Consider the following 24,485-nt stretch of genomic DNA (forward strand, 5'->3'; position numbering starts at 1 on the left):
CTCCCGCCGGCGATCTGCTAGAAGCACACGATGCCAGATCCCGCCGAGCGCTTCATCGAGGCCGCCGTCCGCCCCCTGGCGGACAACCCGGAGATGCAAATGCTGGCAGCGCAGGAGCTGCGGGCCGCCATGGAGAAAGGCCCCGAGGGCGTTTCCGATGCCTCGCTGGAGCAGGCGACGGCGAATCTGGAGAAAGCCCCGTCGAAGAGACACTGGAAGACCTATTTATATGCCGCCGCATTGGTGGCAGCGATTTTCGCCGCAATTCCTGTGGCAAGGGACTACATGCGGCTTCGGCTCGCGTCGTGGGCCCTGTTTGCGATGACTGACTCGTGGGCCGTCGCGTTGCCGGGCCCTCCTTTCGAGCCGGATGTGATCCAACAGGTGCCGGGGCTATTCGGCCCCCTGACGGCTTCGGAACGCCTGCTGCTCTTCGGCGACCTCTCGCAACCGTCAAAAGCGGAAGCAATGCGGCGTCTTTGGGACAGCTCACCGGAGGATCCCGCCCTGTTCGCTGACTACGCCCGCGCATGCACGTCGAAGCAAAGTCTGCCGGTTGATTTCCTCAAGACCGCCGACCGCCTGGACCCGCAGAATGCGTGGTTCCGCTACCTCGCGGCGGGCGTCACGGCCTACAAATCAGTAGAAGCACGAAGGTCTCCCACCACGTCCTCAAGCGGAATCCGAATGCCCCGAGATTCCGTGTCCTGAATCCAGTGGCGCATGCCGACGCTATCCGGCTCTTCGGGGAGGCATCCCGTCTCCCTGTATCGAATTCATATCGGAAGGAACTTCTCCTCCGTCGGCTGGAGATCCTGCCTCCGGGCAACGACGTGCTCGAGCGAAGTTTCACGAGGGCCTACCTCTGGATGTGGGTTCCGAGCGTGTATGCTTCCTGGGGAAGCCTCTCCCTTTCCCTCTCCGCTCGTGCCGAAGAATTGGCGGCCGCGGGCGATCGGGAGGGCTTCCAGTCGCTCGCAGAAGCATGGGAAATTTTCGCCCGCAGGTCCATTGAGGGCGGGGATATGAGGCCGACTCCCTTTGGACCCGTGCCCGCTTTTGCACGCGCCGCGCAAGCCCTCGGCCTGGAGCCACAAGCTGCCCGATACTCGCGTCTGGAATCGGCGGTCGAGAAGCGGAAGCAAGAAAAAGTCGCCCACCCACCCGTCGTCGAGCGAAGCGACATCATGCCCGGCGTCATGGCGACCCGCGCGGCGTGGCAGCGCGTGGCATCAGCTGGAGCCGGGGTGGTGATCCTTGCAGCTTTTCTTCTGGCTGCCAGCGGCCGCTGGATGCGTGGCCTCCAAGCCCGTCGCCTTTCGGCGTCCCTGGTTCAAGTACTAGGTTCATCGGACTACCGCCGGATTATCATCGGAGGGGTGGTCATTCCCTTCCTGGCCCATTCTCTCGCGGAGTGGCTGATCCCCACTGCTTCCCTCCCCGACACGACGGATCCAGGACTCGTCGCCGCCCTGCGCTTCGGAGCGCTCGCCGCGGCCATCCTTACGCTTCCCGCACTCCTCGCGTTCCGGCAACTCGGCCTCCATCTGGAGCGCCTGAGCTGGTCAAAAACATCGGTCGCCGCGGTTGCGGCCAGCGCAACCATGACAGCGTTCGCGGCAGCCAGCGGATACACCCTGAGCATGCCCGCATGGGTAATAGGTTGGGCGTTTGTCATCGTGCTCTCGGGCGTGGTCTTCATCAATTTGCTCTTCGGCGTTCTTGTCACCCCGCGGCGTGACGCCTTGCAGTTCCTCACGTGGACTCGCAGCCTGCTTCCCGCCTATGCGACAGGACTTCTCCTGCTGGCCATCCTCGTCCCCTTCCACCACGCCCGGGATAAGCATTGGACGAAATTGAATGTCCTCACGAAAATCGAGGCGGGCGTTCCCGCGATGAATCGCTACGAGTATCAGGTCGAAAACCAGTTGAGGAACGAGCTGCTGGAGTTGCTGGATGCAAAACCCTGAGAGGCCGCGTTGCCCGCGCCGATCGAGCCTACAATGAATCGTTTCGGCATGAGGGGACCAAACGATGCACCAAGAGGTGCTGGAGCTGATCAGAGAAGCACGGTGAATTAAGCCCATGAAGATCGAACGCCTCCACCACGCCGCCATCATCGCCTCGGACTACTCGCGATCGAAAGCCTTCTACACCGAAGTCCTCGGCCTGCATATCCTCGCGGAGACGTATCGCGAGGCGCGGGACTCGTGGAAGCTGGATCTGGAGCTTCCCGACGGCACGCAGATCGAGCTGTTCTCGTTTCCCGATCCGCCGAAGCGGCCGAGCTACCCGGAAGCCTGCGGCTTGCGGCATCTGGCATTCACGGTGGCGGATGTCGAAGAAGCAGTGGCTCTGTTAGAGACGAAAGGCGTGACGGTGGAACCGGTGCGCATCGACGAGCTGACCGGCAAACGCTTCACCTTCTTCGCGGATCCCGATGGCTTGCCGTTGGAGCTTTATGAGGCATAGGCCCTGCGACCGATAAGGGGTGTCGACGTTCCGTCGACACGGCGTGGACGGAACGTCCACACTCCTTATGGAGCTGCGCCCAGCGCCTCCGCCATTCCGTTAGAAGTCCCTCAATCCTCCATCGCCCGCGCCTGCGACCCCATCTTGTCCACCCCGCTCCAATCATCCCCTTGGGTCACAAGTTCGATCACCTCGCTGCCGCGCGCGGTGATCCAGCCACGCGATTGCCACTCGGCAAACCATCTCTGCACCTCTTCAGGCGTCGGCTCGGGGTCCACCGGTTCGGCGAACAACTCATCCAAACGCCCGCCAATCTTCAATCGCTGGAGGAGGACATACTCCACCGGATCCAGGCGCTGCATGTGAGCCCCCTTCGCCCCCCGCCACACCGCAACGTACGTCGTTACCTCTTCGCACGGCTCAAAGGACTTCCACGTGTGGCAAAGATCCGCCGGCACCGGCATCTCGATCAGCCGCACGTGCGGTTGCAGTTCCAGCGCCTCGCTAGCAATCCGCTCAGGCGGCAGCGGTTGGCGCTCGGCGGACTCGAAGGTCTCCATCGCCGCATACTCAAGCTCGGCCACCGCGGCGAACCAGCGGCGGCGGACCGGGTCGAGGCCTTCCCAGCCGGAGACAAACCGCGCCACCGCCCGCCCCAGATGCCGGAGCGTGAAGCTCTCCGACGGGAACGCTTGCAAGTAGGCCTCCAGCATACTCCAGAAGGCCTCCTCGCCGGCCATCCTTCTCAGCACGGGAAAATCGTCCGCCACCGAGTCCAGCACGCGGAACCAATACTGCCGGTGATAGAGCTCGAGCCGCTCCGCCGAGGACAAGTTCTCGCCCGGCTTCATCAGCTCCTCCGCCTTCGCGAGGAACTCCGGCGAATGCCCCTCATTGTTAGGAGGCAGTTCGGTGCTGCGGCGACTCGTCCCGCGCAACGGCATCTGCAGGGCGGCGAAAAACTCCCGCTGGACCTCTTCAAGCGGCTTCATGCTCTTCCTTCTTCGCCAATGCCGAGGCACGCCACGTTTCGGACTTCTTCGCCTCCGTCCACACCTCGTCAAAGGACGGGATGCGACCGTCCCACTCTAACAACGTCGCCACCGGGCCGCAGCGTTCGATCGCCCGTTCGTACAGCTTCCACACCGGATCGATGACCGGATGATCGTGGGTATCCACGATGAATCGCTCGTAGCGCGAATGCCCGGCGATGTGGATCTGCGCCACGCGTTCGGGCGGCACGAAATTGACATACGCCATCGGGTCGAAGCCGTTGTTCACCGAGGAGACATAGATGTTGTTCACGTCTAACAGGATCCCCACGTCCGCCAGCTCCGCGACCTCGGCAAGGAATTCCCACTCGGTCATTTCGTTGCCATTGAATTCGCCGTAGCTGCTGACGTTTTCCATCGCCAGCGGCACCTCCAGAAAGTCCTGCGTGATCCGCAGGTTCTCGGCCGTCTTCCGCGCCGCCTCGAAGGTGAAAGGAATCGGCAGCAGGTCATGGCTCATGCTGCCATCCACGCTGCCCCAGCACAGGTGATCGGAGAGCCATGGCGTCTTCGTCCGCCGCACCAGCCGCTTGAGCCGGCGCAGGTGATCGAACTTCACGCCACCCGCATCACCCGGATACATGCCCACCCCGTGCTGGACCACACGGTACTGGTCGAGAATCCGTTCAAGCACCGCGAGCGCACGACCGCCTTCGACCATGTAGTTCTCGGAAATGATCTCGAACCACCCGACCGCCGGCTTTTCGGAAAGGATGTGATTGTAGTGCGGCACCCGCAGGCCGATGCCCGTGGCCAATTCCACGCCAGAGGTAAACCGGGGATGGCTCATGGTTCCCGCACGTTCTGTTAGAGACGGAAAAACCCCGCGGCACCGTTTGAGCCGCGGGGCATTCCATGACGGAAAAAATCAGAGGATTTCCTTCTTCTCTTCCTTTTCCTTCTCCTTGTCCTTGTCAGGGCAATCGTCCTTGTCCTTGTCCTTATCGCCGGAGACGACGATCTCCTTCTTCTCTTCCTTCTCCTTGTCCTTGTCAGGGCAGTCGTCCTTGTCCTTGTCCTTCTCGGCGGAGATCACGAGTTCCTTCTTCTCCTTTTCCTTCTCCTTGTCCTTGTCGGGGCAGTCGTCCTTGTCCTTCTCCTTGTCGCCGGAGATGACGAGCTCTTCCTTCTTCTCCTTGTCCTTGCCGGGGCAATCGTCCTTATCCTTGTCCTTGTCGCCTGGGATGTAGGCGGCGGAGGCGACGGTTGCGGCGGCGAAGACGCCGGCGAGAGCGGCGGTCACAAGGGCATTTGAGGCTTTCATCTGGGTTGGTTGGTTTTGGTGTGGTTTGCAGCGGAATGGGGACAAACGTGTCCCGGTACCGGATGATACGATTCCCTGCCCTGCGGATTATTCCAGAGATTTCCGTGTTCCGATGAAGATGGGGGCATTCCGCGGAGAAAAGACTTCGCTACCCGCTGCGGGCTGAGCCAATTTCGCCGCATGGTCGTGCGTCCTTTGAATTCCGGCGAGGTGGATGCCGTGGCCGAGCTGATCCACCGCGCCACCAACGATTGGTATCGAAAATCCCTCGGTAGGGAGATCTTTAGCGGCCGTCCGCGCGACTGCCGGATTTTCCCCGAGACCTACGAGGCCCTCGATCCCGGCTGCGGCCTGGTCGTCGAGCTAGACGGCAAGCTGGCCGGCGTCTGTTTCTATCACCCCCGCGAGACCCACATCGGGCTCGGCATCATGGCGGTCGCACCGGAATTCGCCGGCCAGGGCATCGCCCGCATGCTGGTGGACGCGGTGCTGAAGGAATCCGGCAGTCTGCCGGTGCGGCTGGTCTCCAGCGCGATGAATCTGGACTCCTATTCCCTCTACACGCGCGCCGGCTTCGGCCCGGTGATGGCCTATCAGGACATGCGCATGCCCACCGATGAACCGCTGCCGCCGCTGACCACCACCAGCGGCACCGTCCGCGCGGCCACCACCGCTGACCTTTTCCCGATGGTGGACCTGGAGGAAAAGCTGGCCGGCATCCGGCGGGCCAAGGACCTCGCCCATTTCATCCAGAATCCCGGCGGCCACTGGCGGACCATGGTCCATCGCGACTCATCGGGGAAAATCGACGGCTGGCTTTCGTCGGTCGACCACGCCGGCTGCCGGATGATCGGCCCGGGAGTGATGGAGGATGACCTCGTCGCCCTCGCCCTCCTCCATGCCCAGCTCTCCGCCCCGCGCGGTGGCTTGCCGGTCTTCCTCGTGCCCACCCACGAGTCCTACATGGTCTCCGAGCTCTACCGCTGGGGCGCGCGCAATGTGGAGCTTCACCTCCTCCAAGTCCGCGGCCCCTACACCCAGCCGACGGGCCTGGTCATGCCGAGTTTCCTGCCGGAGAGCGGCTGAGAGTTAGCGGCCTTCGCGCCAGGCAATGTACCGCTTGAAATCAGAGCGTTTCGCCACCCACCGGTAGAGAAAACTATCAGCCGCGATCGACTCCAGCGGCCTCGTTCGCCGCCACTTGGGAAAAACCGGCGAAACGAATTCGATCCGGTTCTCGAAGACCTCGAAGAACGAACCTCTTCGGGAGAGAACTCCCGAGACAAGGAATGCAGTGCCCGCTAAAAGCAAGAGCACGGAGGCAAATGGCATGAAATCGTAGTTTCTGATCGCCGAGTTCAGGAAAACGATCCCCGTCCATACAACGCCCAAGGAGTGCCGCCAGCTGTATCTCACCTGCATCACCACCGATTCACCACCCCCGGCGACAGGATCGTTACACTGGGGCGGCTGATAGGGATTCAATGCAGCGCGACTTCATCGCAATGCCACACGGCTGGCAATCTCCCAGTGATTCCGAGAGGGTCGCTAGAAAATGGCTGCGATAGCGGTCCTGCCCGGGAGTGCAATGCCCGGGAGCGCCGGTCTTCAGACCGGCTTGAATGGTCCCTCGATGCCCAAACACGCGATGCGGAGTTGCACCTCCTCCAAGTCCGTGGCCCCTACACGCAGCCAACGGGCCTGATCATGCCGAGTTTCTTACCGGAGAGCGGTTGAGAACTAGCGGCCTTCGCGCCAGGCAACGAAGCGGGCGAAATCGTCACGCTTCGCAACCCAGCCGTGAAGACTGCGGGCTCCGATCGACTCGAGTGGCTTCGCACGCCGCCAAGCCGGGAATGCCGGCGAGAGGAACTCGATCCGGTTCTCGAAAACTTCGAAATACGCCCGCCTCCGGACCAGCACTCCCAACGCAAGGTGCGCAATACCTGAAACCACGAAGAGCCCCGTGGCGAGCCGGGTGAGCGGATAGAACAGGATTCCCACGATCACGAAAAGGAGTCCGGACGCCAAAAGGAAAAGCAAGTAGGCCAATCCGTATCCCACCTGCATCACCGCCTGTTCGCCGGTCTCCGCGACCGGCTCACTACACTGGGGCGGCTGATAGGGATTCAATGCAGCGCGACTTCACCTCAATGCCGGGTGGGTGGCAATCTCCCAGTGATTCCGAGAGGGTCGCTAGAATATGGCTGCGATGGTGGACCGGCCGGGAGCGGAGAAGTGCAGTGCCCGGGAGCGCCGGTCTTCAGACCGGCTTGAGTGGTCCCTCGCAGCCCAAACACACGATGCTGAGTTTATAGGTCTGAGGGGATGGCACTTGGGTGCTTACCCGCAGCAGGGTTGCTGGCTTCGAGCGGCAGCAGGGCTGTACGCAGTCCGGGTCTCCGACTGCTGGTGCGGGCTCGCTTGGTGTCCCGGGAACGACGCTCTAACGAAAGATATCCGTGCCCATCTTCTCGTCCTTCGAACTCGGGAACACCGGCACCTTCTCCCACTCGAATTCCCAGTGTGGGAATTCCTTCGTGATACGCGTGCGAGCCTGTTCGCTGATCGGCTCGGTGGTGAACAAGGGCAGCACCTTCGCACCGTTGGACATGGTGCGATACTCGACGCCTTTTTCTTCCACCATCAGCACGAAACCCACCTTGCCGCCCGGCCGTTCGCCGATGGCGATGTCGAGTTCGACCTTTTCCCCTTTGCGGAACTTGACCCAATCGCCGGTGACCAGCGGGCAGCCCGTCAGCGGGGTTCCTCCGGAAGATTCGACCGGTTCATCCGGCTTCCAGCGCCCCATCACGGTTTCGCGAATGTCGGGCCAGCCATTGATCATGCGCGGCTTCCCTTTGACGAAGACGCTGATGTAATCATCCCCCACCCCGAGGAAGCGGACGGTGATGTCGCGGTCCGAGACCACGTTGCCGTGGTAGTGGATGAGCCAGCCGGAGGGCTTCACCTTGTCCGCCACGTTGAAGTACTTCGGCGCGGACCCGGCATCGGTCAGCGAGCTGGCGATCTGGCTCAGGTAGAGCGGATCGGGAGCCTCGAAGAACTTCTTGAAGGCACTCGGTCGGAAATCCGATTTCTGGATGTCATTCACCCGCTCCGTGAAGTGCTCGCGGTTTGCGGTATCGTAATCCTCCACCGTCTTCCCCTGGCGGGTCTGCTTGAAGTCGTAGAAGCGTCCCGGCAGCGCGCCCGCCACTTCCTGCTTGCTGCCGAAGGGCGAGGTATCGATGAAGCCTCTCCCCACTCCCGGGCCGGAGCCCGGACCGGTGCCGGTCCCCACGCCGGTCCCGATCCCGCCGCCCTTGCCGCCGCCGGCTCCACCGCCTTCGCCCGAGCTGGCCATCATCGTCGAGGGCAAGCCCGAGTCCATGACCTGCTCACTCGAGTCCGGCAGCGAGAAGGTGGCGGTGGTGCTTTGGGAAACGATCTTCCTCGCCGTCGCCGGCGCCATGGCACGGGCCCTCGTCTGGATCTTGGAGGCAGTCGTCCCCTTGTTTCCTCCGCCCCCACCCCCCGGCACGAAATCGGGTACCTTCTCCTTCGGAGTCTCGATCCACGTGAAAAAGTAGAAGATCGCCAGCAAGATGAAGATGGCGTGCACCAGCACGGAAATGGAAAAAGCGCCCCAGCCAATCCGGCGCGGTTTCTTGCCTGACTGGAACTCGATGGAGGATTCGTCGGTGATCATGATGGCATGGCGGAACTACCTCCGCCGTTCATCATCTGAAACGCACCACCCGCCGCTTTCTTGGGCCGGGTGACCCCAAATCTCAAAGTTCTCGGCGATGGAAATCGATTCGATGCTTCAAATCGAAGCCGCCGGGATCGACGCGGCTCCCACCAGGCTCGTGAGCCCGGCGGACGTCATTCTGCAGGAACGCAAGCCGTGGCTCATTTGAAGAAGTCCGCTCCGATCTTGTTGTCCTTCGAAACCGGGAACACCGGCACCTTGTCCCACTCGAATTCCCAGTTCGGAAAATCCGCCACCACCCGCTCGCGGACCGTGTCGGTGATCGACTCGGTGGTGAATAGCGGGAGGACTTTCTGGCCGTTGGAAGTGGTGCGGTATTCGACATCCTTTTCCTCGATCATCAGCACAAAGCCCACCTTGCCGCCGGGGCACTCGCCGATGCCGATATCGAGTTCGAGCTTCTCGCCTTTTTTCGCCCGGATCCAGTCGCCGGACGTGAGCGGACCACCCGGCAAGGGCGTGGGCGCGGAGGTGCTGATCGGCTCCGCGGGTTCCCACTTTCCAATTACGTGCGGACGCACACCGGGCCATGCTGCGACCAGTTTGCAGCGGCCTTTCACGAAGACCCCGAGGTAGTCGTCGCCGGTGCCTACGAAGCGGAAATTGACGTCGCGGTTGCAGACGACCTCGCCGCGGTAGTGGATGAGCCAGCCGGACGGCTTCACCTTGTCCGCCACATTGAAAAACTTCGGTGCGGAGCCGGCGTCCGAGAGTGGGATGGCGATCTGGGTGAGGTGGAGGATGTCGGGCGCCTCGAAGAACTTCCGGAAGGCGGTCGGCCGGAAGTTCCCGTCATGGATCTTGGTCACACGGCTGCCGAAGTCCTCGTAGCGGGTGACCACATAGTCTTCCACGGCCTTGCCCTGGCGGGTTTGCTTGAAGTCGTAGAAGCGGCCGGGCATCGCACCGGCGACCTCCTCGCGGCTGCCGAAAGGCGTGGTATCCATGAAGCCGTTCCCGACTCCCGGGCCGGATCCCATACCCGTGCTGCTTCCAACGCCGCTGCCAATCCCGAGGCCCTTGCCGCCATTGGAGCCGCCGCCTTCGCCCGAGCTGGCCATCACCGATGATGGCATGCCCACGTCCATCATCTCGATGGTCGAATCAGGCAGCACTACATCGGAGATCACGCCCGCTACAGTAACCTTGCCGGGCGTCATCGCCGGAGCCACGGCATGCGCCCGCGTCTGGATCCTGGTAGCGGAAGCCCCCTTGTTGCCGCCGCCGCCGCCACCGGGATTGGTCACCTCCGGCGGAGGCTGCTTGATCCACGTGTAGAAATAAAAGATCGCCAGCAGGACGAAGATCCCGTGGACCAAAACGGAGATGGAAAAGGCACCCCAGGCAAACCGGCGTGTCTTCTTGCCCGCTTCAAACTGGATGGGAGATTCGGCGTTCATGATGATGGGTTCGGCGGATTACTTCCGCCGTTCACCATCAGGAACGTGCCACCCGGTTGCTTCTTGGAGCGCGTTTGATTTTACGCGCACAGTGGCGCGCAGAGCCTCAGGATCGAGGGATCGATCTGGTATTTCGAATCCACCACCGTGTGAATCGGCAGGTTGCCGAAGGTTCCATCGCGATAGACCATGATCGCATTGGTCTGGCCCGCATGGAGCGAGTCCACCGCAGCGATGGCGAACTTGTAGGCCATGATCCGGTCGTGAACCGTCGGCGAGCCGCCGCGCTGGACGTGGCCGAGCACGGTCAGCCGGGCCTCCATGCCGATCGCGTCATTGATGTAGCGCGTGGTGTATTCGGCCATCTTGGTCCCTTCCGCCACGATCGCGATGATGTGGTCGCGGCCCTCGTGCTTGATCTCGTGCTTCAGCTTGGCGCCGATCTTTTCGAGGTCGTAAGGGATCTCCGTCGTCAGGCACAGCTCCGCGCCGCAGGCCAGCGCGCTGACCATGGCGAGATACCCGCAGTGGCGGCCCATCACCTCGATGACGAAGGCGCGCGAGAACGAGGTGGCGGTATCGCGGATCGAGTCCACCGACTGGCGGATCATGTTCAGCGCCGTATCCACGCCGAGGCAGTAGTCGGTGCCCGCGATGTCATTGTCGATGGTGGCCGGAATCCCGGCGAAGGGAACGCCGAAGTCGGTGTAGAACTGGTTGAGCGCGCGGAACGAACCGTCGCCGCCGATCACGATGAGCTTGGAAATGCCACGCCGCTGGAGGTTTTCAAAGGCCTGGCGGCGGAACTCGATATCGAAGAAACGCTGCGAGCGGGACGAACGCAGGAACGTCCCACCGCGATGGAGGATCCCGGAGAGAAGCTGGGGCGTGGATTCGACGATCTTGTCGTCGATGAGTCCGCGCAGGCCGTTGTAGATGAGCCACGGCTTGTAGCCGCGCATCGCGGCATAGTCGGCGGCACATTTGACGGCGGGGTTCATGCCGGCCGAATCGCCGCCGGAAGTGAGAATCGCTAAGCCTTCGGTCATGGGGTGCGGGCGGAGGGAAAGGGACCGCCCGCGGGGTGGCAAGCACGGGTTGTGCCCGGCGGACCTTGCAGCTTGCACTTCGAGGAGACGAAACGGGCGCAGCTTGCATCCTGGGTTGGATGGGTTTCCGGCCGCACGTTGGGAATTTTCCGCTGAATATCAATCTATTGCAACGAATAGGCAGCTTGGCCGGAATCCTGCGAAATGGTCACAACTACTTCGGAACACCATGCTTCACTGGACCATCACCTTTCTGATCCTCGCTCTAGTCGCGGGTCTGCTCGGCTTCACGGGCATCGCAGGTGCTTCCTCGCAGATCGCCCAGATCCTTTTCATCCTTTTCCTGGTGTTGCTGGTGGTGTCGTTCCTGAAGGGCGGGGTTCGAGGGAAGACCCACTAATCTCCACCGGAACGAAAAATTATTTCGAGGCCGCCGATGAAGAACAAACGTATGATCATGAGAGCTTTGGGTGGAATTCCCGACCTCTCCATGACGGCACTCAGAAAGAAAATTCCAGCAGAAAAGACAGTTCACGACGTTGGTAGTTAGTGGAGGCCACTGTCGGCAAAACCGGCTGCTCCAACTGGTAAGCCAACACGAAAGATTTGCTGCAGTTAACGCTGTAGCGGGGCGGGCGCTCGGGGAGGGGTGCCCGCCCCAACTTTTTTTACGATGAAGTGGAAAACCCGGTCCCTCTGCGCGAGCCGCGTCGTCGCGCTGGCTGCGCTGGTTGCTCTTTTCTCCGCCGGCAGCGCCCGGGCCGACCGCGACAGCCCTCTTCCCGACTGGGGCGAAGGGTATCTGACCTTCTACCTGGACAACGACCTCTTCGCGAACACCGACCGCGACTACACGAATGGCTCCCGGCTCTCGTGGATTTCCTCGAACCGCGACATGAAGGACCTCGGCTCGGTCCAGCGGATGCTGCGGCGGCTGTCCGGCGACGCCGACAGCTTCGGGATCTTCCAGAAGGCCACCGGCTTCGAGGATCCGGCGGACATCCAGTACAACTACGGCTTCTCGCTGACCCAACTGATGTTCACCCCGGAGCGGGCTGCGCCGTACGTCCAGCCGCCCGGCGAACGCCGCTACGCCGGCTGGTCGGCGCTCGGATTCTCGCTGCACGCGAAGGACGACTCGGTGCTGAACTCGGTGGAGCTCCTGTTCGGTACCATCGGCTCGAATTCCTTGGCGGAGAACACCCAGGACTTCGTCCACAGCATCCGCGGCATCGACAAGTTCAACGGCTGGGATTCTCAGATCCCGAATGAATTCACCGCCGACCTGAGCTTTGTGCAAAAGCGCCGCTCCGACCTGTTGAAGCGCGACCACGGGCTCATCCGCATGGACGGCCTCACCGAGTGGGGCGGCCGGCTCGGCACCTTCCGGACTGCCGCACACGTCGGTGGATTCTTCCGCGCCGGCTACCACCTGCCGCCCGACTTTTCCGATCCGCGGCTGTCCGAACTGGCCTACTCGAATCTCTACTTCGACTCCGACGATCCGTATCCCGGCCATTGGTCGGTGTATGTGCTGTTCGGTGCCACCGGCCGGGCGGTCGCCTACGACGCCACGCTGGACGGGCCGATGTTCCACTCCTTTGAGACCGGAAGCACCCGCAAGCCCTGGGTCGCAGAGGTCTTCTGCGGCGGCGGCCTGCGCTACCGGCAGGCGGAATTGAGCTACGTCCACACCTGGCGCTCGCAGGAGTATGAACAGCAGCGCGACGGCGTGGCGGACTTCGGCTCGGTTGCCGTGCGACTGAGATTCTGAATTGGCCCGCCCGCTGGGAACACGGTCCGCCGGAGCGCAGCCCGCTGGGAGCGCGGGCCGCTGGCCCGCCGAATGGTCCCCACCGACCCGCTGCCGGTCTAAGCCCGCATCGCCAAGTCCGCCATCGTCCTCGCTTCGGCGGGGCAGCGCCCCGCGCTCCCAGCGGGCGCCTCGGAGCCGCCCCGTTTCGACAGACCGACCAAGCCCCGCCCCTGCGCCCCTGCGCCCCTGCGCCCGCTCATCCGCCCTCCGCCCTCCGCCCTCCGCCATCCGCCATCCGCCATCCACCATCCACCATCCACCATGAGATTCTGAATTGTCCCGCGCAAGCCCCCGTGCATCCTTGGGGGCATGACTCACCCCCTCCGCATCGGCCTCGCGCTGATCAGCCTCTCGCTGCCCCTCGCCGCGGACGACGCGGCCGAACTTGCCCGGCTTCGCGCCCTGGTGCGCCAACACGCGACGGGGATGAATTTCTCCAGCATCAGGTCGCAGGGCGGCAAAGTCTTCAACGAGGTGATCGTGACCGCAGTGACCGAGACCTCGGTGACCTTCCACCACGAGAAGGGCGAAGCCACGCTGGCTGCCGACGATTGCCCGACCGTGTGGACGGAGCTTTTCGGCTTCGGTGCCCCGGCGGCCGCGGAAGACACGCCAAAGCCCTCGCTCGCCAAGCCCGTGGACACCGAGGTGGCGGAGGCGATCGCAGTGATCGAGGGCGACCGGGGAACCGGCACCGGCTTCTTTTGCCGCGATGGCGAAACGACCTATCTCTACTCCGCGGCCCACGTGCTTTCGGGAAACACCCGGCTCAAGGTGAAACTCCGCGACGGCACCGTGGTGCGGAAATTCGGCGCGCTGGAAGCCGCCGAAGGAGCCGACCTGATCCGCCTGCCGGTCAACGAGCCGGTCCCCAAGGTGCTGGAGATCGGCGCGGCTTCCGGGGTCTCGAAGGTCGGCACGCCGGTGCTCGCCTCCGGCAATGCCGGCGGCGGCGGCACGGTCGGCTTTGAAGAGGGCAAGATCATGGGCGTGGGGCCGGAATCCATCGAGATCGATGCCGAGGTGATCCAGGGCAACAGCGGCGGCCCGATCCTCCATGGCGACACCCACCAGGCGCTCGGCGTGGTGACCCACCTTTCCACGGAGCGGAAGGACCTGTGGGCGAAAGGCACCCGCTTCGCCGATGTGCGGCGCTTCGGCTGCCGACTCGACCGCACCTGGCAATGGAAGCAGGTGCCGGTGGAGGCCTTCCTCAAGGAGGGCAAAGCCATCCTCGTGATTCAGGAGCAGTCCGAGCTCATGCTTGCCGCCATGCAGCCGGACAAGTGGAAGGACGCGATTTTCCAACAGCAGCGGGAAAATCCACTGGCCCGCGACATCGCCTCGCTCCAAGCGTGGATCGTCCAGCAACAGGGCGGCCAGCGCTTCAGTGAGAGCGATCGCAAGAAGCGGCTGCGCGCCATTTTCGATGGTGCCCGGCATCGCTCGCGCGGCCAGATGGCGGAGTTCAAGAGCGAGGGCTACACGTGGTTCCACCGCGAGACCGCGCAGCAGGAGATCAAGACCCGCCAGGAGATCGACAAGGCCTACGAGAGCGCGGTCAACGAAATGCGCTGAGTGAGCGAGTTACGCGATCGCGTAGGGGCGCAGTTACGATTCGGGAATTGACCCCTAACGGAATTTGCGTAGTCTCCCGCCGCCACGGGCGATCTTCCGATCTTCCCGATGGTCAAGGCACTCCCCCCCTGCCGAGATGCAACCAGCCACACCACGCCGCCTTTCCCCGGTCGGCCTCCTAGTCGGAATGACTGGAGGCGCATGGTTGCATCCCTTGACGCGGCGGTACTGTCTGCTTCCGCTCTCCCCTCCCCGATCCTGAGTCTGCTGACGGATCGTGGTCCTTGCCCTTCACCCTCACCCTGCAAGACCCCGATGAACCGACGAAAACGTGTAATGGCCATCGCCTCCGGCGGCGGCCACTGGGTCCAGTTGCGCCGCATCATGCCCGCACTCGATGGCATGGATGTCTTTTACGTCAGCCTCGACCCATCGCTGGCGGCGGACGTCCCCGGCCACAACTACTACACAATCCGCGACGTCTCGCGGCGTGACCGCTTCGGGATCCTGGTCGTCGTCAGCCAGTTGCTGCGGATTCTTTTCAAGGAGCGTCCCAAGGTCGTCATCACCACCGGCTCGCTGCCCGCCCTGATCGCCCTCGTGCTGGCCAAGTACATCTTCGGTGCCAAGACCATCTGGATCGATAGCATCGCCAATGCCGAGAAGCTCTCGGCCTCGGGTGCCAAGGCCGGCAAGATCGCCGACCTGTGGCTCACCCAGTGGCCTCATCTGAGCGGACCGGACGGTCCACAACACTGGGGGGCAGTACTGTGATTTTCGTAACCGTAGGTTCGATGTTTCCTTTCGACCGCCTGATCCGCGTCATGGACGAGTGGACAGCAGCGCAAGGCCGCGACGATGTCTTCGCCCAGATCGGCAACGGCACGTACGAGCCGAAGCACATGAAGTGGACGCGCAAGCTCGACCAGCTCGACTTCGCCCGCACCGTGCAGGAGTCGGAGCTGATCGTCGCCCACGCGGGCATGGGCTCCGTCATCATGGCGGACCAGTACTCCAAGCCGATTGTGCTGCTGCCGCGCATCATGGAGCAGGGCGAGCACACCACCGATCACCAGCTCGCCACCGCCGCGTGGCTTCGCGACAAGCCCGGCATCCATGTTGCTAACACCGATGCCGACCTCGCGCCGTCCATCGAACTCGCCTTTGCCACCGCCCGTGACACTTCCGGAAAATGGGGAGCAGCCGCCAATCCCGAGTTCCTGAAAAAGATCCGCCAATACGTTCTCGATTCCCTCTAATACCCCCCCCTTATGATCAAACTAGGAGTAGTCGGCTTGGGGAAAATGGGCCTGTCCCATTTTTCCATCGTCAATGCCCACCCGGATACCAACGTCACCGTCTGCGATGCCACGGGCTTTCTCATCGATGGCCTGGTGAAGTACACCAAGGTGAACGCATACAAGGACTTCGACGATCTGCTCGAAAAGGAGCCGCTCGATGCCGTGATGATCGTCACGCCGTCGAAGATGCACGCCGGCATGGTGCGCAAGGCCTTGGAAAAAGGCCTGCACGTCTTCTGCGAAAAGCCCTTCTGTCTCGATTGGAAGGACTCCGAGGAGCTGACCAAGCTCGCGGAAGAGAAGGGCCTCGTGAGCCAGGTGGGCTACCACTACCGCTACGTCGGAGCCTTCCAGGAAGTGAAGCGCATCATCGACAGCGGCGCACTCGGCGAGATCACCCACGTGCTTGCCGAAGCCTACGGTCCGGTCGTCCTTCGTCCGAAGGGTTCCACCTGGCGCACCCAGCGCGCTGAAGGCGGCGGCTGCCTCTACGACTACGCCGCTCACGCCATCAACCTCGTGAACTGGTACTTCGGCGAGCCGTCCGGTGTTTCCGGCACCGTGCTGAACAGCATCTTCTCCGCCGACACCGACGACGAGGTTTATAGTACTTTGCTCTACCCGTCCGGCATGAGCGCTCACCTCTCGGTGAACTGGAGCGATGAGTCCCAGCGCAAGATGTCCACGCGCATCACCATGACCGGCACCAATGGCCGCCTCTATGCGGACCGCCAGGAGTGCCAGCTCTACCTGCGCGAGCCGGTTGAGGCTCTGCCCGAATACACCAAAGGCTGGAACGTGCGCTACACCACCGACCTCACCAAGGAAGTGGACTTCTACCTCCGCGGCGAAGAGTACTCCGCGCAGATCGACGACTTCGTCAAAGCCATCATCCAGAAGCGGGTGAACACGAACAACACCTTCCGCGAGGCCGCCGCGACCGACAAGACGATCGCCATGATCATCGCTGACAAGGACCGCTCGCCCTCCAATTCGCGCGCCACTCCCGTCGTCGCTGCCACCAAAAAAGGCTGGTTCAGCCGCAAGTAACCCCTCCCCTCCCCCACCCCATGGACAATCTACTTTTCGGCGACAATCAGTTCTTCGGCGTCAACCACATGTCGGAGGAGAAGGCGCGGGCGCAGCAAATGCAGTTCCAGAACAACTCCGCCATCATCGACGTTCTCGACGCCGCCTATGAGGAAGGCGTGAAGACCTTCATGTGCACCACGCACGAACGCATCTCGGAGATCTGCGACCACGTCCGCGCCAACCCGGCGAAGTACGAGGGCTTCCAGTTCTACCCCTGCATGCCCTACGCCCACAAATACAACAACGCCGTCACCGAGCACGGCATGCTGGGCGCGCTTAACCAATTCCTCCCCGACGACGGCCTGTTCAAGACCGCGCTCAAGGGCGGCATGGCGGTCGCGAAGAAGGACGTCGAAGGCCTCGCCACCATCCTCATCGACATGGAGATGAAGATGTTCAAGGACCTCTCCACGCCGGTCATCTTCCTCCAGAACGTCGTGGTCGACCTGCTGCTCGGCATGGGCTTCTACGATGCCTTCAAGATCTTCCACGATCACGTCCGCGCCAAATACAACGCGGAAGCCGGCTTCATCACCATGAACATGCCGATGCTGCTCGACGCACTCGAAAGCGTCGGCATCGAGAACCCGATCATCTGCTCGAACATCAACAAGATCGGCTTCCGCATGTGCGGCGGCTTCGACAAATACGTCGAGACCATGCGCGACCGCAACGTGCGCGCCATCGCCATGTCCGTCTTCGCCTCCGGTGCCCTCAAGCCCGATGAAGCGATCGAATGGGTCTCGCAACTGCCGAACCTCAAGTCGATCGTCTTCGGTGCCTCCAGCCGCCGCAACATCCGCAGCACCCGCGAACTGGTGGACAAATACTTCCCCGTCCCCGCGGCCGTCTAAGCCGGACGGACCAGCCTCTTCCCAACAACAACACGACCTCGGACAACCGGGGTCGTGTTTTTCTTTGCGGCGGAAGAGCCTGTTAGATCGGGTGAAGGACGGAGACCCATGCCTTCACGACATTCCTCCGGCACCACGCAGCACGATTCCCAGCACAACGCCGCACAATCCCAAGCCCAAAGTAGTCCGCACTCTCCGAGTGCGGCCGAAGCACTTGGCCAGCCCACCACCACCTCGCGGCCGAAATCATCCGACGACCATCCTCCCCAGCGCCACACCGCACCATTCCCCAGCACATCGCCGCACAAGTCCCCTGCGCCAACGGCGCGCGATCCCTCAGCCCAGGGCAAGCGAAGCGTCGCCCTGGGTCTACGGCCCAGCAGAAGAGGCGGCCTGAAAGGTCGCGATACGGGTCGAGCCCGCACCCTCAGCATGCCGGCACCTCTCCCCCCAAACCCTTTGCCATCGAAAGCTGATCCTCCTGCCGGCCCTTGCCTCTCACGATCTCACCGCTTCCAACCAGGCACGCTCAAAACCCCGTCCATCGACCTGACATTTATCCACAAATCGACGGCACCCATGCCGCCGGAAACTACCCGAGGCTCCTCCAAGCCGACCGCGTAGCGGTCAAGGAAGGTAGCCGCGGGCTTCAGCCCGCGGATTCCGTGGCACCTGCAGGGTGTCGCAGAGCAACACAGGAATCCCTTCGGGCCGGCCCGCCTTGCCAAAGTTGGATCCACAAAGGCAGGCCTTCTCTTCTGCGATGCGCCAATGCCCTCGCACCATTGGCACCAGAAAGACAGGACCCGGACCTCCGCTCTACCACCGGCCCGGCCCCATGCGAGCCGGACCAACAAAACCTCAAGCCCTACTCCTCCGGAGTCGGCTCGAAGATCAGCACCACGAACTTGCGATCTCCCGTGGCCGGAATCTCCACCACGTAGTGATCCCGTTGCTCGGGAGACAAGGCTTCGATGTCTTCCGGGCTCAAGCTCACGATGCGACTCTCGACCGCGGTGATTTCAGCCAGATTGCTGCTCGCGTGGAGATAATAGTGACCCACCGGCTTGAGTTCCGGGAAGACGATCTCCAGCCCCGAGGTGACCAGCGTCGGTTCCAGGCGGAATGTCAGGTCATCGGCTGGGTCTGCCGGGTCCATTCCAAGGCGGAACTCCGCGAAGTTGTCCAAGCTGCCACCGTCGGAGTCCCCGCTCAGTTGCCCGTCTAGGTCATGTTCCTCCAGCCAGTCGTCGAAGCCCAGCGTATCCACGGTGACGGAAGCCGCCGCCGAGAGAAGGCCCGCTGCATCCTTCGCCTTCACCTCAAAGGTGAAAGAGGTGTTGCTCGCCAGCTCGCTGACGGTGTGGCTCAGCGTGGTCACGGTGGCGATGGGGGTCACGACCCCGCTACGATAGATCTCGTAGCCTACCACATCGAGGTCGGGTGGCGCCGTCCATGAAAGATTCACCGCGGCATAGTCAGGATCCGCCTCCAGTTCGGTCGGAGGCGAGGGAGGCTGGCTGTCGGAAGTGGTTTCAATCGAAAGTGTCGCGGCAGGAGACACGTTCCCGGCCTCGTCGATAGCCACCACCTGATAGTCGTACTCGATACCGCTCTCCAGACCGGTGTCGGTGAAGGTCAGGCCCGTCACCGTGCCCACAATATCCCCATTCCGGCTGATCCGGTAGCGGTCCACTCCGCTGCCATCTTCTCCATCGGTCGACGCATCCCAGGACAGTTGGATCGCATCCATGGACGGAGTGCCCTCCAGGTTACCCGGCATGCTCGGCGCATCCTGGTCGGGCTCAGTGCTGGCGGAAATGGAAGCGGCAGGCGAAATGTTGAGGCGAGCATCCAAAGCCCGGACCTGATAGGTATAGGCCGTATCCTGATTCAAGCCGGTGTCGGTGTAAGTCGTGCCCGTCACCGTCGCGATCGGATCCGGTCCACCATCGCGATAGACGCGATAGCTGGTCACCCCGATCTTGTCGTAGGGAACCGTCCAAGTGAGCTGAATCGAAGTAACGTGCTCCTGGGCGGCAAGATTCTCGGGAGCTTCCGGAGCAACCGTATCGGTGACGGTCGTCACCGGAATCGTCGCCTCGGTCTCGTTCCCCGAGGTGTCGATCGCGATCACCTTGTAGGTGTAGGAAGCCCCGTCGCTGAGGCCCGTGTCTAGGAACGACAGGCCCTCCACGGTGCCTAGCAAGATTGAGTCTCGCTCGATCCGGTATCCGTCAACGGCCACGTTGTCAGTCGAAGCCGTCCACGTGAGCATGACGGTGGTCTCGGTGATCGGATTGGCAGTCAGCGATCCCGGTGCCTCAGGCGGGTCCTCGTCCGGTTCGGTGGAAACATTGATCGTCGCCGCGGCCGAGAGATTGGTGCGGGCATCAAAGGCCCGGACCTGATAGGAATAGGCCGTCTCAGGATTCAAGCCGGTATCGTTGAAGCCCGTTCCCGTCACGGTGGCGATGGGATCCACCGAACCATTACGATAGATCCGATAGCCGGTGACACCGATCAAATCGTAAGGAACCGACCAAGTGAGGTCGATCGAAGTGACATGCTCCACCGCCGCCAGATTTCCCGGAGCCTGCGGAGCCACCGTATCCGTGACGGTCGTCACCGGAATCGTCGCCTCGGTCTCGTTCCCCGAGGTGTCGATCGCGATCACCTTGTAGGTGTAGGAAGCCCCGTCGCTGAGGCCCGTGTCGAGGAACGACAGGCCCTCTACGGTGCCAAGCAAGGTGGATCCTCGCATGATCCGGTATCCATCCACGGCCACGTTGTCAGTGGAAGCGGTCCAAGTGAGCGTGACAGTGGTCTCGGTGATTGGATTGGCAGCCAGCGATCCCGGCATCGAAGGCGGCAGCTCGTCCGGATCGGTGGACACCGTGATCTGGGACCCGGTGGAAAGATTGCCCGCTCCATCCACAGTCTTCACCCAGTACAAATACGACGTATCGGGATCGAGGCCGGTGTCGTTGTAGCTCGTGCCGGTCACCGTGGCGATAGGCTCCGGACCGTTGCCACGATACACCCGATAGCCGGTGACGGCGACATTGTCACTGCCTGCAGTCCACGTCAGGGCCACCGACTTCTCAGTGGGATCAGCCGCCAGATTCGTCGGTGAGTCCGGCAACTCGGTATCCGGCACGACCACCACCGAGAACGGCGCGCTCGCGCGGCTGCCTTTGCCCAGCCTCCCCTTTCCGGTCTTGAAGACCGGGTCCGCGGCATTCAACGGAACCGAAACCTGAACGGAGCCAGATTGGGTCGTCGGCGAAATACGAGCGACATAGTAGTAATCCGAGCCGCGGAACTTCTGCACCGTGCCTCCAGTCACCTGGATGTCGGCCGCCGTGAAATTCTCAACCTCCATGTCGAAGGCGATCGTCACATCGAACGGCCCCATGACTGAGGGGGAAGGTCCGGCAACCTGCACGCGCGCAGGCCGCTTGTTGTAGCCGGGATTGTATTCTTGGGCAGAGGCTGAATTTGGCCAGGTCCCGGAATCCATGGTGCTCCAGGTGGTACCATTGGTACTATATTCCACCAGATACTGGAAAATGCGCCCGTCCTCGGAGGTGAGGCGGGGGAAGTATTTGTATCCCCCGATCTCACGATCCGCGCCAAGATCGAAGACCAGGTAATGCGGGTGATTCGGGGCGGTATTGCCGCCCGGATTGACCGACTGCCAGAAATTGTTAGAGGCACCGTCATTGCCATCCGCCGCCTCGGCGGGCAAACACCCATCCGCCGACGTTCCCGGCACCAATCCGCCGCTACCGTCCTCACGGAGATAGGTCACTCCGGTGATTTGGTTTGCCGGAATTCTCTCGCCGTTCTGATCCAGGATCGAGAACTCCGCCACGGCGGCATAGCGACGCCGCCCGGTGATCGACTTGAGCCTGACGTAACGCGCCTGAGGGCCAGGGCCCAGCGTTGGCTCAAACTCCGCCGCGGTTAGCCCCTGCACATACGTCTGCAAGGCCGCCACGCCTTCGGCGTGGGCGATGTTCTTCGCCAGCGGTGGCATCGCATTGCCATCCCCCACCGCCCCAACACGAACATTCACCGCGGACAAGGATGGGTCGCCCGGCTTGATGTAGCGTCCCGCCGCCCCGAGTTCCTCGTAGCGGGTGGGGATGCCGTTGATCAGATTCTGCTCGACCAGCGAAGTGGCCAATCTCGCATCGAAGCCCTCTCCCTGCGCCCCCGGCTGATGGCAATGCGAGCAGTTCGTATCTAGATACGAGCGCACCCGGTGCTCCAATGGCGCGGTGGCGTCCTCCAACGGACGCGCCTCAATGTAGTCCTCGATCTGCGACGCAGTCAGCGTGACATTGAACATCCCGAGCGAGTTGAAGGTTGCCAGTTGGTTCGCCATCCGCCCGGTGGATGGATAAAAAGCATCGGAACTCAGGTGCGCGGTGCGCACGCCGAGCGCTTGCCCGGAGACATCGTTGTGGCAGACCAGGCAATCTCCGCGCGAGGGATAGCTCCACGTCTTCTGCTCGGTGCCACTGCCGGTGTTGTAATCGTAGGTCTCATTCAGACCGGCCGTCATCAACTCGGCGTCGGTGCCGCCCGCGTTCCATTTGTACGTGAGCCCGTATTTTCCACCGCCTGCCGTACAAATCAGGAAGCGCGTCTCCAGGCGCTTCACGACGGATGGATTGTTCGCATCGACCGGCACTTCGAAGTGCTTCACGAACACCGTCCCCGAGGGGAATACCCAGCTGCCCTTGGCGCTGAAGGTGATGTCTTCAGCCACGGTGTTGAAGGAGCCGTCATTGGGCGCGATGATCCAGCGCCGCTTGTGCGCTCCGTCCGACCACAGGGCATTCGGTACGTCATACGGAATCACGCCGGCCGCGGGAGTCAGCGTGACAAGATCCGCGAAGACCCCCGTCGTAGAGAGCAGAAGCGGCGGCTCCGCGGACACGACCGGGTCCGCCAGCTTCATGATACGCCCGCCCGGGTTGTTTACGCCGGCGAGGTCCATCATGTAAACCTCCCCGTCACTGTCGGCGCAGATATTCGCAAGACCCTGCTTGGCGGTTCCGAAGGCCGTGAGCATCTCCGTCACGATTGGCGAGCCCCCGCCCGAGGACAGGGTCATACTCCACATCTTGCCGCTACCATTGTCGCCGAACAGCACCTTGCCAGTCAGGGCCGGCCAGCGCGTGCCGCGATAGCGCATGCCGCCGATGATGCAGTTGTTGCCGTTGGCGTGAGGGTAGCTATAGGTCGGAGCGGTTTCAACATCGGCCAGAACGTTCGGGTCGGTACGGAAACCACTTTGCTGTGGACCCTCCTTGTAGGACCACTGGCAGTTGCTGCCCTTCACCACGCGGCTGATTTCCTCCCAGCTCGTCTGGCCGACATCGCCGACCCAGATCTCACCGGTCGGCGGGTCATAGTGAGCAGCGTGCGGACTGCGCAGGCCAACGGCATAGAATTCCTCGAGGGCACTACCGCCGGGACTCAGCCACGGGTTGTCATTGGGAATACCGTAGCCTTGCGAATAGCTGGCGGGCCATCCCGAGGGACGCGCCTGCGAATTGCCAAGGTAGCTCCAGTTGGGATCATCCTGCGGCTGCCTGATGATCGCATGGGAATCCGGCTTCCCCGGGTAGTAATCCACGTCGATCCGCAGGATGCCGGCGAAGAAGCCCATGTTGAGCTTCTGGGCATTGTTGAAAGTATCCGCGCTCGCACCACCGTCTCCCACGCTGACATGGAGATAGCCCTCGTTGCCGAAGAACAAGGCCCCGCCTTGGTGGAAGCGGTGCGGGTCGAACTGGGACATCATGATCAGCTCGGAAGCCGGATTGATGGTCCCTGAAGCCGGCACCCAGGTGAAACGCGAGAGCGTCCAGTAGCTGGCGTCCGGGTTGCTCGTGCCCATCACACCCTTGCGACTGTAGCAGACATAGACGTAGTTTTCACCAGTCTGACCCGCTTGGCCGAAATTGGGATGGAAGGCGAGGCTGTAAAAGCCCTGATCCTCGGACGTCTGGGTCGCCGCGATGAGATCTAGCACCTTCGTGCGCTGGCCGATGGTGGTCGCGGAGCTTTTCGGAAAGCGCCAGATCTCGCCGTTCTTGCAGACCACCAGGAACTGGTTCTGCCCAGGAATCTCCTGGAGCATCAATGGATCCGTGAACGTCAGGTTCGGGAACGCATTCACCACTGCCCAGCCGGACGGATCACCGGGTGCACTGGAAGGAAAGACGCCGTTGAAATAAGGTGCCACAGGCACCGGAGTGTCCAACCCGGGGCTAGCAGCATCCGCGGCGGCTCCGCTCCAGAGGAGGAAAGACGCTAGCAAACGCAAGCTCCGCAGTTGTGTCATTGGGGGGAAATGCACGTGCTTAGTATTTTTTAGAAAGCCTGATCAAGCAAGGCATTTGTTCCGTTTCATGCTACGTGATCGCGTAGGATTCCCATCAAACTAACGGCCGACAAAAGTGTCGAATAAGTCAGATTACACGGCAGTTTCATTACGATTTCGTTAAGATCGAAAAAAGGCTGGTTACGATTGCCCCTTTTTTTGTAAGGACCGGCGTCCGAGCGAACCGATCCAAGCACGGACAGTGCCATGCGATCCCCGCACGCCCTCCCCCACGATCCCCCGAACCCGGATAACACTCCGGATCAGCATCCCCCCCGCCCCCCACGGAAATGACGACACCCCCTGGCGATCTTCCGCGAGCTTCACCCTACAGAAACTCCCGAACGAACGGCCTCTCGCTTCTGGCGTGATTGATGCTTCCCCGCGCTTTCACCTAAAGCGATTCCGAGTCCCCCCATGTTCTCGCCT

Annotated in this window: 20 protein-coding genes; 11 read left to right on the top strand and 9 right to left on the bottom strand. The window is 62.2% G+C overall.

Translation table 11 applies throughout. The features are described from left to right. Positions 1-30 precede the first annotated feature (30 nt). The 3 genes from OKA05_RS09900 to gloA2 all read left to right on the top strand — a co-directional run bounded on the left by OKA05_RS09900 (position 31) and on the right by gloA2 (position 2,472). Positions 31-711 (top strand): hypothetical protein, encoded by a 681-nt coding sequence (locus OKA05_RS09900; RefSeq protein WP_264486970.1) that lies wholly within the window; start codon positions 31-33, stop codon positions 709-711. A 338-nt stretch (positions 712-1,049) separates the two neighbouring features. Continuing rightward, positions 1,050-1,970, top strand: coding sequence for a hypothetical protein (locus OKA05_RS09905; RefSeq protein WP_264486971.1), 921 nt, complete (start codon positions 1,050-1,052; stop codon positions 1,968-1,970). Between the two features lie 115 nt (positions 1,971-2,085). Beyond that, positions 2,086-2,472, top strand: coding sequence for an SMU1112c/YaeR family gloxylase I-like metalloprotein (gene gloA2, locus OKA05_RS09910; protein WP_264486972.1), 387 nt, complete (start codon positions 2,086-2,088; stop codon positions 2,470-2,472). A 110-nt stretch (positions 2,473-2,582) separates the two neighbouring features. Here the strand turns inward: gloA2 and OKA05_RS09915 are convergent, their stop codons facing one another. From OKA05_RS09915 to OKA05_RS09925, 3 genes are all read right to left on the bottom strand, one after another. Further along, positions 2,583-3,464 carry an HvfC/BufC N-terminal domain-containing protein gene (locus OKA05_RS09915; RefSeq protein ID WP_264486973.1) on the bottom strand — a complete coding sequence of 294 codons (882 nt, stop codon included), beginning with the start codon at positions 3,462-3,464 and terminating at the stop codon, positions 2,583-2,585. Continuing rightward, a complete protein-coding gene (gene bufB / locus OKA05_RS09920) occupies positions 3,451-4,314 on the bottom strand; it encodes an MNIO family bufferin maturase (protein WP_264486974.1) in 864 nt (287 codons plus the stop codon). The genes OKA05_RS09915 and bufB overlap by 14 nt, the downstream gene beginning before the upstream one ends. Positions 4,315-4,392: 78 nt before the next feature. After that, a complete protein-coding gene (locus OKA05_RS09925; RefSeq protein ID WP_264486975.1) occupies positions 4,393-4,788 on the bottom strand; it encodes a hypothetical protein in 396 nt (131 codons plus the stop codon). A 180-nt stretch (positions 4,789-4,968) separates the two neighbouring features. On the opposite strand from OKA05_RS09925, the gene OKA05_RS09930 reads away from it, so the two are divergent. Continuing rightward, on the top strand, positions 4,969-5,874 hold the full coding sequence (locus tag OKA05_RS09930) for a GNAT family N-acetyltransferase (RefSeq protein ID WP_264486976.1): 906 nt from the start codon (positions 4,969-4,971) through the stop codon (positions 5,872-5,874). Positions 5,875-5,877: 3 nt separating this feature from the next. On the opposite strand, the gene OKA05_RS09935 is transcribed toward OKA05_RS09930, so the two are convergent. From OKA05_RS09935 to OKA05_RS09955, 5 genes are all read right to left on the bottom strand, one after another. Further along, positions 5,878-6,273: a hypothetical protein gene (locus OKA05_RS09935; protein ID WP_264486977.1), complete on the bottom strand. Its 396-nt coding sequence runs from the start codon at positions 6,271-6,273 to the stop codon at positions 5,878-5,880. 255 nt (positions 6,274-6,528) lie between these two features. After that, the gene (locus OKA05_RS09940; protein WP_264486978.1) at positions 6,529-6,921 is read right to left on the bottom strand and encodes a hypothetical protein; all 393 of its coding nucleotides are present in this window, start codon (positions 6,919-6,921) and stop codon (positions 6,529-6,531) included. Between the two features lie 313 nt (positions 6,922-7,234). Beyond that, positions 7,235-8,500 carry a hypothetical protein gene (locus tag OKA05_RS09945; protein WP_264486979.1) on the bottom strand — a complete coding sequence of 422 codons (1,266 nt, stop codon included), beginning with the start codon at positions 8,498-8,500 and terminating at the stop codon, positions 7,235-7,237. Between the two features lie 203 nt (positions 8,501-8,703). Beyond that, positions 8,704-9,963 (bottom strand): hypothetical protein, encoded by a 1,260-nt coding sequence (locus OKA05_RS09950; protein ID WP_264486980.1) that lies wholly within the window; start codon positions 9,961-9,963, stop codon positions 8,704-8,706. Positions 9,964-10,043: 80 nt separating this feature from the next. After that, entirely contained in the window at positions 10,044-11,012 is a 969-nt protein-coding gene (locus OKA05_RS09955) for a 6-phosphofructokinase (protein ID WP_264486981.1), read from the bottom strand. 229 nt (positions 11,013-11,241) lie between these two features. Here OKA05_RS09955 and OKA05_RS09960 point away from each other — a divergent pair, with 229 nt between their 5' ends. The 7 genes from OKA05_RS09960 (at position 11,242) to OKA05_RS09990 (ending at position 17,653) form a co-directional block, all read left to right on the top strand. Further along, entirely contained in the window at positions 11,242-11,412 is a 171-nt protein-coding gene (locus OKA05_RS09960) for a DUF1328 domain-containing protein (protein ID WP_264486982.1), read from the top strand. Positions 11,413-11,685: 273 nt separating this feature from the next. Beyond that, positions 11,686-12,786, top strand: a complete 1,101-nt coding sequence (locus OKA05_RS09965) for a lipid A deacylase LpxR family protein (RefSeq protein ID WP_264486983.1) — start codon at positions 11,686-11,688, stop codon at positions 12,784-12,786. 351 nt (positions 12,787-13,137) lie between these two features. After that, on the top strand, positions 13,138-14,406 hold the full coding sequence (locus OKA05_RS09970) for a S1 family peptidase (RefSeq protein WP_264486984.1): 1,269 nt from the start codon (positions 13,138-13,140) through the stop codon (positions 14,404-14,406). Between the two features lie 315 nt (positions 14,407-14,721). Next, on the top strand, positions 14,722-15,180 hold the full coding sequence (locus tag OKA05_RS09975; RefSeq protein ID WP_264486985.1) for a glycosyltransferase family protein: 459 nt from the start codon (positions 14,722-14,724) through the stop codon (positions 15,178-15,180). Positions 15,181-15,200: 20 nt separating this feature from the next. Then, positions 15,201-15,665 (top strand): glycosyltransferase, encoded by a 465-nt coding sequence (locus OKA05_RS09980; RefSeq protein WP_264486986.1) that lies wholly within the window; start codon positions 15,201-15,203, stop codon positions 15,663-15,665. A gap of 12 nt (positions 15,666-15,677) precedes the next feature. Then, positions 15,678-16,757, top strand: coding sequence for a Gfo/Idh/MocA family protein (locus OKA05_RS09985; RefSeq protein ID WP_264486987.1), 1,080 nt, complete (start codon positions 15,678-15,680; stop codon positions 16,755-16,757). Positions 16,758-16,777: 20 nt separating this feature from the next. Further along, positions 16,778-17,653 carry a hypothetical protein gene (locus OKA05_RS09990; protein WP_264486988.1) on the top strand — a complete coding sequence of 292 codons (876 nt, stop codon included), beginning with the start codon at positions 16,778-16,780 and terminating at the stop codon, positions 17,651-17,653. Between the two features lie 868 nt (positions 17,654-18,521). Here OKA05_RS09990 and OKA05_RS09995 read toward each other — a convergent pair. Continuing rightward, positions 18,522-23,924, bottom strand: a complete 5,403-nt coding sequence (locus tag OKA05_RS09995) for a fibronectin type III domain-containing protein (protein WP_264486989.1) — start codon at positions 23,922-23,924, stop codon at positions 18,522-18,524. Positions 23,925-24,485: the final 561 nt, after the last annotated feature.

Origin of the sequence: Luteolibacter arcticus, assembly GCF_025950235.1 — a bacterium.
Lineage (GTDB): Bacteria > Verrucomicrobiota > Verrucomicrobiia > Verrucomicrobiales > Akkermansiaceae > Haloferula > Haloferula arctica.

Coding starts and splice junctions, on each gene's coding strand:
- OKA05_RS09915 (WP_264486973.1), bottom strand. CDS start 3,464: ATGAAGCCGCTTGAAGAGGTCCAGCGGGAGTTTTTCGCCGCCCTGCAG.
- OKA05_RS09970 (WP_264486984.1), top strand. CDS start 13,138: ATGACTCACCCCCTCCGCATCGGCCTCGCGCTGATCAGCCTCTCGCTG.
- OKA05_RS09985 (WP_264486987.1), top strand. CDS start 15,678: ATGATCAAACTAGGAGTAGTCGGCTTGGGGAAAATGGGCCTGTCCCAT.
- OKA05_RS09990 (WP_264486988.1), top strand. CDS start 16,778: ATGGACAATCTACTTTTCGGCGACAATCAGTTCTTCGGCGTCAACCAC.
- OKA05_RS09975 (WP_264486985.1), top strand. CDS start 14,722: ATGAACCGACGAAAACGTGTAATGGCCATCGCCTCCGGCGGCGGCCAC.
- OKA05_RS09930 (WP_264486976.1), top strand. CDS start 4,969: ATGGTCGTGCGTCCTTTGAATTCCGGCGAGGTGGATGCCGTGGCCGAG.
- gloA2 (WP_264486972.1), top strand. CDS start 2,086: ATGAAGATCGAACGCCTCCACCACGCCGCCATCATCGCCTCGGACTAC.
- OKA05_RS09960 (WP_264486982.1), top strand. CDS start 11,242: ATGCTTCACTGGACCATCACCTTTCTGATCCTCGCTCTAGTCGCGGGT.
- OKA05_RS09965 (WP_264486983.1), top strand. CDS start 11,686: ATGAAGTGGAAAACCCGGTCCCTCTGCGCGAGCCGCGTCGTCGCGCTG.
- OKA05_RS09925 (WP_264486975.1), bottom strand. CDS start 4,788: ATGAAAGCCTCAAATGCCCTTGTGACCGCCGCTCTCGCCGGCGTCTTC.
- OKA05_RS09900 (WP_264486970.1), top strand. CDS start 31: ATGCCAGATCCCGCCGAGCGCTTCATCGAGGCCGCCGTCCGCCCCCTG.
- OKA05_RS09980 (WP_264486986.1), top strand. CDS start 15,201: ATGTTTCCTTTCGACCGCCTGATCCGCGTCATGGACGAGTGGACAGCA.
- OKA05_RS09950 (WP_264486980.1), bottom strand. CDS start 9,963: ATGAACGCCGAATCTCCCATCCAGTTTGAAGCGGGCAAGAAGACACGC.
- bufB (WP_264486974.1), bottom strand. CDS start 4,314: ATGAGCCATCCCCGGTTTACCTCTGGCGTGGAATTGGCCACGGGCATC.
- OKA05_RS09945 (WP_264486979.1), bottom strand. CDS start 8,500: ATGATCACCGACGAATCCTCCATCGAGTTCCAGTCAGGCAAGAAACCG.
- OKA05_RS09955 (WP_264486981.1), bottom strand. CDS start 11,012: ATGACCGAAGGCTTAGCGATTCTCACTTCCGGCGGCGATTCGGCCGGC.